Source organism: Streptosporangium sp. NPDC000095, assembly GCF_042899335.1.
GTDB lineage: Bacteria > Actinomycetota > Actinomycetes > Streptosporangiales > Streptosporangiaceae > Streptosporangium.
The window spans coordinates 375,775-389,083 of record NZ_JBIAZS010000006.1 but is presented as its reverse complement, the minus strand read 5'-3'; the positions used below and the strand labels follow the sequence as shown (position 1 = coordinate 389,083).

Annotated in this window: 12 protein-coding genes; 3 read left to right on the top strand and 9 right to left on the bottom strand. The window is 66.8% G+C overall.

Annotated elements, in window-relative coordinates:
- Nucleotides 1-144: 144 nt before the first annotated feature.
- Both ACFY3V_RS17030 and ACFY3V_RS17025 read left to right on the top strand, forming a co-directional pair.
- Nucleotides 145-984, top strand: a complete 840-nt coding sequence (locus ACFY3V_RS17030) for a DeoR/GlpR family DNA-binding transcription regulator (RefSeq protein WP_362896342.1) — start codon at nucleotides 145-147, stop codon at nucleotides 982-984.
- A 29-nt stretch (nucleotides 985-1,013) separates the two neighbouring features.
- The gene (locus tag ACFY3V_RS17025) at nucleotides 1,014-1,358 is read left to right on the top strand and encodes a hypothetical protein (RefSeq protein ID WP_362896340.1); all 345 of its coding nucleotides are present in this window, start codon (nucleotides 1,014-1,016) and stop codon (nucleotides 1,356-1,358) included.
- A 69-nt stretch (nucleotides 1,359-1,427) separates the two neighbouring features.
- Here the strand turns inward: ACFY3V_RS17025 and ACFY3V_RS17020 are convergent, their stop codons facing one another.
- The 5 genes from ACFY3V_RS17020 to ACFY3V_RS17000 all read right to left on the bottom strand — a co-directional run bounded on the left by ACFY3V_RS17020 (nucleotide 1,428) and on the right by ACFY3V_RS17000 (nucleotide 8,520).
- The gene (locus ACFY3V_RS17020) at nucleotides 1,428-1,850 is read right to left on the bottom strand and encodes a YchJ family protein (RefSeq protein ID WP_389774256.1); all 423 of its coding nucleotides are present in this window, start codon (nucleotides 1,848-1,850) and stop codon (nucleotides 1,428-1,430) included.
- Nucleotides 1,851-2,054: 204 nt separating this feature from the next.
- Nucleotides 2,055-4,715: a ricin-type beta-trefoil lectin domain protein gene (locus ACFY3V_RS17015; protein WP_389774153.1), complete on the bottom strand. Its 2,661-nt coding sequence runs from the start codon at nucleotides 4,713-4,715 to the stop codon at nucleotides 2,055-2,057.
- Nucleotides 4,716-5,897: 1,182 nt separating this feature from the next.
- The gene (locus ACFY3V_RS17010) at nucleotides 5,898-6,770 is read right to left on the bottom strand and encodes a DUF3037 domain-containing protein (protein WP_389774150.1); all 873 of its coding nucleotides are present in this window, start codon (nucleotides 6,768-6,770) and stop codon (nucleotides 5,898-5,900) included.
- Nucleotides 6,771-6,774: 4 nt separating this feature from the next.
- Complete coding sequence (locus ACFY3V_RS17005; protein ID WP_389774147.1) at nucleotides 6,775-7,215, bottom strand: hypothetical protein; 441 nt, start codon at nucleotides 7,213-7,215, stop codon at nucleotides 6,775-6,777.
- A gap of 141 nt (nucleotides 7,216-7,356) precedes the next feature.
- Nucleotides 7,357-8,520, bottom strand: a complete 1,164-nt coding sequence (locus ACFY3V_RS17000; protein WP_350946428.1) for an acyl-CoA dehydrogenase family protein — start codon at nucleotides 8,518-8,520, stop codon at nucleotides 7,357-7,359.
- 162 nt (nucleotides 8,521-8,682) lie between these two features.
- Between ACFY3V_RS17000 and ACFY3V_RS16995 the strand changes: the two genes are divergently transcribed.
- Complete coding sequence (locus ACFY3V_RS16995) at nucleotides 8,683-9,984, top strand: UDP-glucose/GDP-mannose dehydrogenase family protein (protein WP_350946610.1); 1,302 nt, start codon at nucleotides 8,683-8,685, stop codon at nucleotides 9,982-9,984.
- A 799-nt stretch (nucleotides 9,985-10,783) separates the two neighbouring features.
- Here the strand turns inward: ACFY3V_RS16995 and ACFY3V_RS16990 are convergent.
- The 4 genes from ACFY3V_RS16990 to ACFY3V_RS16975 form a co-directional block, all read right to left on the bottom strand.
- The gene (locus ACFY3V_RS16990) at nucleotides 10,784-11,020 is read right to left on the bottom strand and encodes a DUF397 domain-containing protein (protein ID WP_350946427.1); all 237 of its coding nucleotides are present in this window, start codon (nucleotides 11,018-11,020) and stop codon (nucleotides 10,784-10,786) included.
- A 225-nt stretch (nucleotides 11,021-11,245) separates the two neighbouring features.
- The gene (locus tag ACFY3V_RS16985; protein WP_362502443.1) at nucleotides 11,246-11,371 is read right to left on the bottom strand and encodes a hypothetical protein; all 126 of its coding nucleotides are present in this window, start codon (nucleotides 11,369-11,371) and stop codon (nucleotides 11,246-11,248) included.
- 95 nt (nucleotides 11,372-11,466) lie between these two features.
- A complete protein-coding gene (gene purE / locus ACFY3V_RS16980) occupies nucleotides 11,467-11,970 on the bottom strand; it encodes a 5-(carboxyamino)imidazole ribonucleotide mutase (RefSeq protein WP_350946425.1) in 504 nt (167 codons plus the stop codon).
- Nucleotides 11,971-12,201: 231 nt separating this feature from the next.
- Nucleotides 12,202-13,287: a 5-(carboxyamino)imidazole ribonucleotide synthase gene (locus tag ACFY3V_RS16975; protein WP_389774253.1), complete on the bottom strand. Its 1,086-nt coding sequence runs from the start codon at nucleotides 13,285-13,287 to the stop codon at nucleotides 12,202-12,204.
- Between the last annotated feature and the right edge of the window lie 22 nt (nucleotides 13,288-13,309).

Sequence of the window (13,309 nt, the reverse complement as noted above, 5' to 3'; positions counted from 1 at the left end):
CACCTTCTTCGACCTGGAGATGAACAGGGAGATGCACGGCTTCGAGGACCCCGCCCACCCTTGCAGGTTTTCGCTGTTCTATGCTGCGATGCACGCGAGCGGGGTGCGTTTGTGGCATACTGCCGCACTACCGAAGGGAGATCAGTGAGCGGCGACAGGGACGATCGGCAGCGCCACCTACCTGCCGGACGCAAGGCCCAACTGGCCGCGTACGTCTCCGACACCGGGCAGGTCACGGTGAGCGAGCTGGCAGAGCGCTTCGGCGTCTCCATCGACACCGTGCGACGCGACCTCGACCAGCTGAGCGCCGACGGCATCCTCGTGCGCACGTACGGCGGCGCCGTCAGCCTGTCCACGATCTCCCGCACCGACCGCGCCGTCGACCAGCGACTCAACGAGCAGGAGAAGGAGAAGGAGAAGATCGCGGCACTGGCCGCGGCACTCGTCCAGGACGGCTCGACCATCATGATCAACGGCGGGACGACCACCCTCGCGTTCGCCCGCAGTCTGCGCCAGCACCGCGACCTCACGGTGGCGACGAACAACCTGCTGGTGCCCGGCGCGCTGCCGCCGACGGCGATCCGCGACATCTACATCTTCGGCGGCGCGGTGCGCTCGCTCACCCTCGCCACGATCGGCCCGGTCAGCTTCCGCACCAACACCGGCACCGAGCTGGACGTCAGCTGCGACCTGGCACTCATCGGCGTCGGCGCCGTCTCCGCGGACGCCGGCTACACGACGAGCAACCTCGCCGAGGCCGCGATGATGCAGGAGATGCTCGCCCGCGCGGCCCGCGTGGCGATCCTCGCCGACTCCTCCAAGTTCGGACGCCGGCTGTTCGCCCAGGTGTCGGAGCTCGGCGCCGCCGACTACCTCATCACCGACACCATGCCGCCGCCCGACCTGAGAGACGCCCTCGCCGCGAACGAGGTGGAGCTGATCACCCCCGCGGCTCCACCGAGGCCACGAGAGGCCAGGAGCTAGCCCGTTTCCCCCATGCGAAGGAGTAACGAATGGCACGTCCGGTGTCCGCCGGTTGGACCGGAGCGGTTCTCGCCGCTCTCCTGCTGACCGGTTGCTCCTCCGACCAGTTGGGCGATCGCGGCGGCAAGGAGAACGCGGCGCCGGACAAGGTGGGCGACGTCGACTACGTCGAGGTCTTCCGCAACGCCGACAATTTCCCCAACGTCGCCCGGATCTGCGTCGAGGGCCTCGCCTTCGCCAGCACGTCGAGCGGGGCACGCGGCGAGAGCGGTGTCGCCAACCCTGCGCTGCTCCGCATCCCCGAATGGGACACCACGTGCGCAAAGCACTCGAAAACCCCGCCGGCCCCCAGGACGAGCCCTTCTCCGGGCTGACCCGGGATCTGTGACTTCCTCGGCGGGAGTTCCGATCTCGAAGCACCTCGACGCCGGGGAACGAGGCTTTCAGATCGCCCCGACGTACACCCAGTCTCCCCCGTGCCGGACGAAGCGGCTGTGCTCCTCCAGGTGGCCCTCTTCGCCGTGCTCGACGTAGTGGGCGAGGAAGCGGACGGTGCCCTCGGTGTGGAAGGCGCTGCCGCCGGTCGTCTCCGTCACCTCCAGTCGCGTCCACCGCAGCCCGCCACCGAGGTCGACGGCGGGCGGGCGCGTCGACGGGTGCCAGGTGCGCAGGAGGTAGCCGGCGTCGCCGACGCTGAAGGCGCTGAACCTCGACCGCATCAACGCCTCGGCCGTCGTCGCTGACGCCTCCCCGCGGTGCAACCGCCCGCAGCAGTCCCCGTACGGCGCGGGCAGCCCGCACGGACACGAGGCGGTGGGCGCGAAACGGACTCGGGACCGTGGATCACGTCGTGGCACGCCCTCCAGTATGCCCGCGCCCTCCACCAGGCCGGTTCCCGACGCCGGAAACCGGCCGGATCCGTTCCGCGGGCATGCCGCGTCCCGTTTCCCCGACCTGCTCCGACGGGTCGTATCGCCAACGCGGCATCGGCCTCGGAGAAGATCCCGAACGTCGCCACAGTGGGCCGCGGGCGGCGCGTACGACCGCCCGCGGCCCGGTGGGAGCTCACGTCAGTTGCGCAGGCTCCACTGCTGGTTCGTGCCGCCGTTGCACGCCCACAGAATCATCCTCGTACCGTTGGCGGTGCCGGCACCGTTGGCGTCCAGGCACAACCCGGACTGCACACCGGTGATGGTGCCGTTGGAGTTGACGTTCCACTGCTGGTTGGTCTGTCCGTTGCAGTCCCAGATCACGACCTGAGTGCCGTTCGAGGTGCCCTGGCCGTAGGCGTCCAGGCACTTGTTGCCGAACACCTGCAGCTGCTTGCCCGAGGTGTACGTCCACCGCTGGCCGGTGCCGCCGTTGCAGTCCCACAGCTGCGCCTGAGCGCCGTTGGTCGCCGTGCCGCCGTTGATGTCCACGCATCGACCCGACTGACCGCCCACGATCGTGCCGTTCTGCTGGTTGCTTCCGCCGCTTCCCTGCCTGACGAGCGATTTCGACTCGGCCGACCGGTTCCCCTGGGCGTCCACGATGTAGAGCCGATATTCACCGTTCGACGTCGGAACGGCGATGGAGGTCGCGGTTCCGCTCGCCCTGGTCATCGTGTTGCCGGCGGCGAAGGACGTCGTACCCAGGGGGGCGAGCCAGACCGACTTGCTCGCGTCGCCGGCGCTGCGGATGGGAATCGACGTCGCACCGGCGCTGACGACGGTGCTGGCGGGCAGGACGTAATCCGGCAGGGAAAGATTGCTCTGCGGAATGATGTTTCGGTACGCGTCCTCAAGTCCGGAATTCACCGCGATGCTGTACGCCTGCGACGGCCAGACGTAGTCGGAGGACACGAGGATGTCGTGGACCGTGCTGTTCGGCAGGTTCTTGTTGGAGACCTTGTTGATGGGGCCGTACGTCTGCGTGATGCTCAGATCGTGCTTGCGCCCGAAGTCGTCGGAGTTGATGAGCCACGTGATGTTCTTGTCCACGCTCAGGAGGTTGTCGCGGAAAACCATGTTCCCCGAGCCCTCGTCCGGGTGGAGTCCGTACTTGTGGCCGGACGGGACGCCCTGCATGTAGTTGTTGGTGATCGTGGTTCCCGGCTGGTTGCCCAGCGTGTAGACGGGAGCCGTGTCGCTCAGGCGCTGCACCGTGTCGATGAAGTGGTTGTAGCTGATGGTGTTGTTCTTCGCCGTGGTGGTCGGCCGGTTGGGCGCGATCGAGCCTGACGATCCGTCGAAGTTCCACCATCCCCAGCCGAGCGTCACACCGGACCACGGGGTCTTCTCGATGCGGTTGCGCTGGATGGACAGGCCGTCGGCGAAGTACGCCGAGATGGGGCTGTGCCCGTTGAACAACACGGCGCTGTCGTAGATGTAGTTGTTCTTGATCTCGATGTTCTTGGGTGCGCCTTCGACCTGGGCGGGATACTTCTCGCGGTTCGTCGAGGTGTGGTCCCCGATGTACACGTGCTGGGGATGGCCCACGGCGATGGCGGATCCGGCGATGTCGTTCGTGTAGTTTCCGATCAGCTTCGTGTTCACCACGTCGTTGACCATGTTGATTCCGTCGACGCCGGTGTGCTGCACCCGGTTGTTCTGCAGGACGAGCCCGTCGGCGTTCTCGATCTGGATGATGCCGGGCGCCATGTCGACGTTGCGGTAGTAGTAGACGTGGAAGTTCTGCCTGGCGTACGCCTGCGCGCCGAGGTTGCCCTGCTGGGCCTGCTTGAGCACCGAGCCGGCCACGTTGAACAGGTTCCAGTCGGAGTGCTGGACCGTGAGGCCGGAGAAGGTGATGTTCCGGGCGCGACTGCTCGTGGAGGTGCCGGCGACCCTGAGGAGGGTGGACACGTTGTTCGGCGCGAAAACCGTCGCGGTGGTCATGTTCTCGGAGCTCGCCTTGTAGTAGTACAGCGTCCGGCTCGTCTTGTCGAAGAAGAACTCGCCCGGCGCGTCCAGGAACTCGTAGGCGTTCATGACCTTGTGGCTGCCGTTGATCTGGGCGTTGCCGTTGAAGGCCCCCTGGGCGATGGCCGCTCCCGGCTGCTGGAACTGGACGATCCGGTTCGCCCCGTCAGAGGTGACCTGCCGGGCTCCCACGATGGCCGTGGTCCAGGTCGTCCCCGTCTCGATTTCGATGTCGTCCTGATTGGCGGCGACGGCGGGAAAATCATTCAGGTTGTACTTCACCCCCGCGCACTGCGAACCCGATTCCCACGCCCAGGACGCCTGCCCTGCCGTGATGCTGTAGGTGCCGTAGCATCCCGCGGAGTTCATCGTCTTCGAAGCCATGAACGCTCGCTTGTCGTTGACGTAGAGCGCGCGAAGCTTGTTGCTGCGATTCAGCGGGGCTTTCCAGATGTTGCCGCTGTGCTGCGTCCATCCGGTCACCTGAACGCCTCCGCTGAGGATCGGCGTCTCGTTCTGGTACGCGGCGTATATGACCCGGTAACCATTCGTGCCGGAGTCGGCCGACGTGAAGTCGACGGTGCTGCCGATCGAGTAGTTGCCCCCGCGGAGATACACGTAGATGTCGTCCGTCATGTTGGCGTTCACCGTACGGACGACGTCCCGCGCGCGCTGCAGGGTTCTGAACGGCGACGTGATGGTTCCGGGGTTGGCGTCGTTGCCGTCGGGGGCGACGTAGTAGGTCGCCTGGGCCGCCGCCGAGGCCGAGGTATTACCCACGAAGGTCGGCAGCACCGCGGCGGCGAACACCGCGAGCGCTGCTAACACCTTCCCAGTGGTGGACGAGGCTGACTTCACGCTCTGTTCCTTTCGCTGATTCCGAGCAGAGTGGTCGCCGCGTGATCACCCGTCGCCGTAGAACTCATCGGGGTGTGCCGTCGCGCGGATGTGACGCCTGTCTTGCGGTTGAGGGCATCGATCGGAGGGCTGTGCACCTTTCCGGCCCGAGGGTCGGCCCGCCCGCACGCCATGCGCGGCGATCGCCGGCAGAGCGTGGGACTCGGCAGGCTCGTCGTCGGCGAGGCCGAATGTCCTTGTCGCGGGATGAGCGGTGCCCGCCGTCTCGTGGCATCGAGCATTCGCCCCAGGCGGCTCACGGGCTCTCCGGTACGCGAAGGACGATCTCGTCGGCGCCGAAGGAACCCTGGTCGCCCACCCCGGCGCCGCGCTGACGAGGGTCATCGCCGCCGGGGCGCGAGAGCTCTCCTCATAGCGCGCCCCAAGAATCCGTGGCAGACGCAGCGTTACTATTTCGTAACGTATGACGTATGCCGACTGATGTCTGGGTGTAATGTCCCATTAACAGGGATGTCTCGCAATAGTCCACGGAGCGGGTGAGGCGCACCTTTGTCCATCCCGGCGCCACGACATCAGATGATCTTCCACGACACGGTGGACCTCTCGCGGGGCGCGGCAGAGGCCTGTCGCTCATGTGCACGATGCGACCCGGCGGACAGTGAGTCCGATCTTGCAGGTCAGGAGCCGATGTCTCCGTCGTCGCGCCGGTCGCCGACGGCTGGGCGCAGTCCTCCACACGGCGCTCGCGACGCACCGGATCCCTGCCGGATCAGCCCGCGCTCCGGGCAGAGCGGGGGAGGAAATCACTTACTTCGGCAGTGGTGAATCACCGTCGCCGATGTAACTTTCATCGGCGACGGCGATCACGTCCGCCGGTTCGCTCAATCTTGCGGTAGGTGCCGAAGGCCACCCCGCACCGACCAGACCGAAACCCGGAGGCACACGCGAAACCCGGTCCACGGGCATGGTTCGGACCGGGTTTCCGCTGGTCGACGGTCTACTTGAAGAGCTGCCGAGCCATCACCATGCGCTGGATCTGGTTGGTGCCCTCGTAGGTCTGGGTGTTCTCCGCTGCACACTCAGACAACCAGGGCGTGGGGCCTTCCTAGGAGGACGGCCCGCGCCGGACTTCAGCCAATCGGTTCTGCGCTATCACTTCGCCGCCAGCAAGGCTGCGGCGCGGGCAGGGACCGCATCGACGTCGTCAAGCGTGTGCACCGCCGCGTCAAGACCAATGAAGACTTGCTCTGCCTCTGCATACGCGAACTCTTGCTGTGCCGTCTCTGGGGGCACTACGACAATCTGGAGATCCACGTCGGAGGCTACCTCGCTGACCGAGTCCTGCGCATCGATCAGGCGGGCCTCGTCGCCTCGCCGGAGTCGCTCTATGGCGTAACCCCATGCCTTGACCCGGGTGGAGAGGTCATCGATCGAGCTGATTTGGAAGGACCATGCTTGCGTGAGCTGAATTGCGGAGCCGTTGGCGACGGCGATGTCGATGAGAGAGTTCAGCCGATCCCCGATGTAGATCCGACATTTCGGCTTCAGTAGCGATCCTGGGATCTCCGCCCGGTTGTAGGCGTCTTTCAGGTCCTGGACTGCCCTGATCCTGCTTATCGACTGCTGGCGCAGAGGCAAGGCGGGATCGATCATCATACTGTCGAAGATCATCGCTAGCGCCTCTTCGGCCCGTCTCGCGATGACGGGAGCGGGCGCGCTGAGTTGAACGGTATTGCGATGGTCTCGGCAGAGTCGATCAAGCCACGCTTCCCCGAGTGGTTCTCCTCTGTCCGCCTCCACCGCAGCCCTGGCGTCGGCGATCTCGCCTGTCACGCGGGCCATGAAGCGTTCAGATACCTCTAGAACCGGCTGCGGAGCAAACCTGCGGATCCGCTCGATGTTGGACAGGCGGCGAACGGCCCAGTCCCCGGTGACCGGATCCCCAGCGATGACCCCGACGTTCACAAATTCACCTGTCTGCGGATCGGGGAGACAGCGGATGATCGAGTACAGGTAGCGGCTCATCGATCTAACCCTCCCTCCGGATCAGGTTGCGCACCCGGCCCGCTACGACTGGAGCGCGGTATTCGAGGAACCAGCCCAGTGTGGCCAGTTCTTCATCGGTTGCTGGCCATGATGCTGGCACGCCGCACATGATGTTGACGAGAACTTCGCGGTCAATTTTCTCAAGGGCATCCGCTACCAGAGCAACCGCCTCCGCGTTTAGCCCATTCCGGACGTCTGGCAACTCGTTTGGCTCGTCCTTCGCGTCACGCAGGACCTGAGGCGAGATCTCTCCCGTGTTCGGCGGGAGATAAAGACCGTGATCATGAGAGTAGACGGTGTAGTCGTCTTCCAAGTCGTGTAGCCATTGCGGATCATCCCCGTAGCACCAGTCATAGAGCGCGTAGAGACCGACGTGCCGGCTGCGGTTGTCGTCACGCCGCCTGTGGCCGAGTCTGTCCCGCACTTCGTCGGCGTGCCGGATGGTTCGGCTCCCGCAGTTCCTCTCTCATGAAACAGGGAGGAACGGTGATCGTTCAGGGTGCGAAATCGGACGCCGGAAACCCCGTCACCGAACTCCGGTGGGCGGGGTTTCCGGCGTCGACAACTACTTCAACAGCTGCCGAGCCATCACCATGCGCTGGATCTGGTTGGTGCCCTCGTAGATCTGGGTGATCTTCGCATCGCGCATCATGCGCTCGACCGGGTAGTCGCTGGTGTAGCCGTACCCGCCCAGGAGCTGGACCGCGTCGGTGGTGATCTCCATCGCGGCGTCGGAGGCGGCGCACTTGGCGGCGCTGGAGAGGAAGGTGAGGTCCTTCTGCGGTTCGCCGTGCATGGCGAGTTCCGACTTGGCGGCGGCGGCGTAGGTGAGCTGGCGTGCGGCCTCCAGCTTCATCGCCATGTCGGCGACCATGAACTGCACGCCCTGGAAGTCGGCGACGGCCTTGCCGAACTGCCTGCGCTCCTTGACGTAGCCGATCGCGTAGTCCAGCGCGCCCTGGGCGATGCCGAGCGCCTGGGCGGCGATGGTGACGCGGGTGTGGTCCAGGGTGGCGAGGGCGGTCTTGAAACCGGTGCCCGGCTCGCCGATCATCCGGGACGCGGGGATCCGCACGTTCTCCAGGATGACCTGGCGGGTCGGGGAGCCCTTGATGCCGAGCTTGCGCTCCTTCGCCCCGAAGCTGACGCCCTCGTCGCCCTTCTCCACGACGAACGCGGAGATGCCCTTCGCCCCGACGCCCGGCTCGGTGACGGCCATCACCGTGTAGTACTCCGACACCCCGGCGTTGGTGATCCACATCTTGGCGCCGTTGAGCACGTAGTGGTCGCCGTCGAGGACCGCACGGGTCTTCATGGCGGCGGCGTCGCTGCCCGCCTCGGCCTCCGAGAGGGCGTACGAGAACATCGCGTCACCCCGCGCGACCGGCGGGAGATAGTCCCGCTTGAGCTCCTCGGAGGCCGCGAGCATCAGCGGAACGGTGCCGAGCTTGTTGACGGCGGGAATCAGCGAGGACGAGGCGCAGGCCCGCGCCACCTCCTCGATGACGATCACCGCCGCGAGGGCGTCGGCGCCGGCGCCCCCGTACTCCTCGGGGACATGCACGGCGTGCAGGTCCGCCGCGACGAGCGCCTTGTAGACGTCCCAGGGAAACTCCCCGGTCTCGTCGGCCTCGGCGGCGCGAGGGGCGATCTTCTCGTCGGCGAGAGCGCGGACCGTCTCGCGGAGCATCTCGTGCTCCTCGGGCAGTGCGTAGAGAGGGTAGCTCATGGGAAAATACTAGGACGTCCAACAAAACATGGAGCGCTCCACCCCATGTGGTATGCCCTGCGGCGTTTGCGCAGGTGGCAAAGTGGGACCACAAGGTGCCGATACCCTGTCGGCAAAGAATTGGGCAGAACGAAGGGAGCACCAGTGGCCTACCGCCTCACGATGGTGGGAACCGGATATCTCGGTGCGACGACTTCCGCGTGCATGGCCGAGTTGGGCTTCGAAGTCCTCAGCCTCGACGTTGACGCGGAGAAGATCGACCGCCTGCGGGCCGGCGATCTGCCCATCTACGAACCGGGCCTGCAGGAGATCCTGCGACGCAACCTGGCCAACGGCCGACTGCGCTTCACCACCTCGTACGAGGAGGCCGCGGCCTTCGGCGACGTGCACTTCCTGTGCCTGGGCACGCCGCAGAAACCGGGAGAGTACGCCGCGGACGTGTCCTATCTGGACGCCGCGATCGAGTCGCTCGCCCCCCACCTGGACCGAGAGTGCCTGATCGTCGGCAAGTCGACCGTCCCGGTCGGCACCGCGCAGCGCCTCGCCGACAAGCTGGCCCGGCTCGCCCCCATCGGCGCGGGCGCCGAGCTCGCGTGGAACCCCGAGTTCCTTCGTGAGGGCTTCGCGGTGAAGGACACCCTCCACCCCGACAGGATCGTGCTCGGTGTCGCCTCCGACCGGGCCGAGAAGGTCATGCGGGAGGTGTACGCCTCCATGCTGGAGATGGGCACCCCGATGGTGATCACCGACTACCCCACGGCGGAGCTGGTCAAGGTGGCCGCCAACGCCTTCCTCGCCACGAAGATCTCCTTCATCAACGCGATGGCCGAGGTCTGCGAGGCCGCCCACGCCGACGTCAAGCAGCTCTCCCTCGCGCTGTCCTTCGACGACCGCATCGGCGGCAAGTTCCTCAACCCCGGTCTCGGCTTCGGCGGCGGCTGCCTGCCCAAGGACATCCGCGCCTTCATGGCCCGGGCCGGTGAGCTCGGCGCCGACCAGGCACTGACCTTCCTGCGGGAGGTCGACGCGATCAACATGCGCCGCCGCGCCCGCATGGTCGACCTCGCCCGCGAGCTGGCCGGAGGCTCCTTCCGCGGCTGTACGGTCGCGGTGCTCGGCGCCGCGTTCAAGCCCAACTCCGACGACATCCGCGACTCGCCCGCACTGGACGTCGCCGTCAAGATCAGCGAGCAGGGTGGCCGGGTCACCGTCTACGATCCCGTCGCCCAGGAGAACGCCCGCAAGGCCCACCCCGGACTCGCCTACGGCACCTCGGCCCTGGACGCGGCCAAAAACGCCCACGTCGTGCTGTTGCTGACCGAGTGGCAGGAGTTCGTCGCGATGGATCCCGAGGAGCTGGGTTCCGTGGTGATCTCCCGCAAGATCGTTGATGGTCGTAACGCCCTCGACGCCGAGACCTGGCGGGCCTCCGGCTGGCACTACCGCGCTCTGGGCCGCCCCTGAGCACAGCGCGTCATCCCGCGCGGCCGTCCCTTTCCGCCCCTCCCCTCGTCAGGGTCGTTCCGAGGCGACCCTGACGACACGGCCGGGCGTACATCCCTTTGCCGCATCTCTCCCGGGTCGAGGCATGTCGCCCTGAAGCGAACCCGCCGGTCTCGCCAGAACGGCGTGGACGTCGCGAGGTCCGCTCACCTGGCAGGCGGAGCGGACACGTCGGCGGGTTCCCGGTTCGTGCCGGATACGGGCCGGATGGTCGTCGACTTCTCGGATATCGCGTCGGTCGCCACTGTCTCTCAGGTCACCAGTTCCAACCGCCCCAGTGATACCTACGATGCCAGCGCCTGCGGCGATGGTAGTGACGGTGATGGTGGTAGTGCCAGTGCGGGTCGTGAGCCGGCCAAGCACCCCCCGGGAACATCGTGATACCCATCGGGACACCTCTCTCGTAGTAATCCCTCGGACATGACAATTACTACGATATTCGGCATTTCATGGCAAAAAACACCAAATCGCCCCCAAGTTATCCATATAACGCTTTTGGCAGCGATTACGGCGAAGTCGCTCGCACTGCAGCAGGGCGAGCCGCCTCACAGAACCAGCTCTTCCTTTTCTTTCGACAAAAGGGTTTTTACCCTCACCGGAGAGCGGTGGCCGAAGCGTGAACCCCGAGGGTGGCGCACCTTTCACCGGGTCGAACCGGCGGGCGATCCGATCGCGGCGACGAGAGAGAAGCCCTGGAAGCGCGCAGCAAGAAGGCCCCCGTCACCGACGAGGGCCTTTTGTCCGTCCCGATCCCGTCGGGTCAGTTGTCGAACTCGCCGAGTTTCACGCCCCCGACGAAGGCGTCCCACTCCGAACGGGTGAAGAACAGCTTCGGTCCGTCGGGATTCTTGGAATCGCGCAATACGTAAAGAGAACCCGACCCGGCCTTGTGGCCCTCCTCGGGAGCGTCGACAACGGCCACCTCGACGCAGGGACCGCTGTCGTCCCCCTCCGGGGCCGCCTTGCGCCAGACGGCGTTGCTGAGGTCTGCTTCCACGTCGTCATCACCCTCGCTATGTCGGCGGTCGCCCACAACGGGCGCGGTCATTCGCGCGGATCGCCCCCGCAACGCCGACAAGCCTCCGTCACGTCCCGAGGATGATCTCAGTGACGTGCCCTCCTGTGACGGCTCCGCGAACGGGTGGCGGGCTCCACGCACACAGTATCCGGGCCGTCCGAGACACCCGCAACGACGAAGAGACCAAGCCGGAGCACCAGGAAGTCAGCGCGTCGAGACGGAACTCACGGCGGAGTCGGTGGTCTTCTGACTCTCACCCATGCCCAGGCTTCCGAACACCGCCAGCACCGCCACCGTGAGCCCGAGGACGGCGCGGATAGCGTTCCTCATGATCCCCACCTCCAAAATCCGTGGAGATCTGCTCCTTCCCTCCGAGTCCTCATATATCCGTATTGTTGTCAAGCTATTGGCCAAAAGCGGCCATATCAGGCGCCGAGCTGGGCGGCTTCGGCGCGAAGCTTCGCGCCCTTGGCATGGGCTTGGTCCTTGAGGGCGACCTGGAACGCCTCCATCTTCGCCCGCAGCCCCTCGTCGGCGGCGGCGAGGATCCGTACGGCCAGCAGGCCCGCGTTGCGGGCACCCCCGACGGCGACCGTCGCGACCGGGACCCCGGCGGGCATCTGGACGATCGAGAGCAGGGAGTCCATACCGTCGAGATACTTCAGCGGGACGGGGACGCCGATCACCGGCAGGGGGGTCACCGAGGCGAGCATGCCCGGCAGGTGGGCGGCTCCCCCGGCACCCGCGATGATCACCTTCAGACCGCGCCCGGCCGCCTCCGCGCCGTACGCGATCATCTCCTCGGGCATGCGGTGCGCGGAGACCACGTCGGCCTCGAACGCCACCCCGAACTCGGCGAGCGCCTCGGCGGCGAGTCTCATCACCGGCCAGTCGGAGTCGCTGCCCATGACGATGCCGACGGTGGTCATGCTTTCTCCCTGTGCCTCGTCGCGACCGGCCGGCCGCGCGTTCGCGTTGGTGTCCTGCCCCGCGGAGGGGGCAGCGGTCTTCTGTGTCGCCGAAACCTTCAACCGCCCGGGTCTTCCGGCGTTCGGGACCTCGGTGGTGCCGGGGTGTTCCGCCGGCACCACCCCGACGGCCCCCGACTGCCCCCGACTGCCGCCGACTGCCGCCGACGACAAGGTGTCCCGGAAGCGAGCTCAGGTGTATCTTCCCTCGGCGAGATAGACCGCGGCGTGCCTGGCACGCGCCCGGACCTCGTCAAGATCGGTCCCCATGGCGGTGACGTGGCCGATCTTGCGCCCCGGCCGCACCTCCTTGCCGTAGAAGTGGACCTTGATCCCCGGGTCGTGGGCCATCACGTGCTCGTACCGGGAGAAGATGTCGGGGTCGTCGCCGCCCAGGAGGTTCGCCATCACCACCACGGGGGCGGTCGGCGCGGGCGACCCGAGCGGAAGGTCGAGGACCGCACGCAGGTGCTGCTCGTACTGTGAGGTGCGGGCCCCGTCGATCGTCCAGTGGCCGCTGTTGTGCGGGCGCATCGCCAGCTCGTTCACCACCAGCCCCGAGGGGGTGGCGAACATCTCCACGGCGAGCAGCCCGGTCACGCCCAGCTCCTTGGCGATGGTCAGGGCGATCCGCTGGGCCACCGCGGCCCACTCGGGGTCGAGGCCGGGAGCCGGGGCGAGCACCTCGACGCAGATGCCGTCGCGCTGGACGGTCTCCACCACCGGGTAGCTGACCCCCTGCCCGTGCGGCGACCTGGCGACCAGCACGGCGAGCTCCCGCTCGAACGGCACGAACCCCTCGGCCATCAGCGGTACGCCGGAGGCGAGGACCTCGGTCGTCTCGCCCGCCGAGTGGCAGACCCAGACCCCGCGCCCGTCGTAGCCGCCCCTGACCGCCTTGAGCACGACCGGCCAGCCGTTCTCCGCGGCGAACTCCTCGACGTCGGCGACCGTCTCGACCCGCCGCCACGGCGGACAGGGAACGCCGATCGCGGTCAGCCGCTCGCGCATCACGGCCTTGTCCTGGGCGTGGACGAGCGCCTCCGCGCCGGGACGCACGGCGAAGCCGTCCTCGGCCAGGGCGCGGACGTGCTCGGTGGGCACGTGCTCGTGGTCGAACGTGACCGCGTCACACCCCTTGGCGAGATCGCGCAGGTCCGCCAGCGACCGGTAGTCGCCCAGGCGCACGTCGGCGATCACACGGGCGGCGCTCTCGTCGGGCGAGTTGGCCAGGACCCGCAGCTCGATGCCGAGGGCGATCGCCGCCTGCTGCGTCATCCGGGCCAGCTGGCCCGCTCCG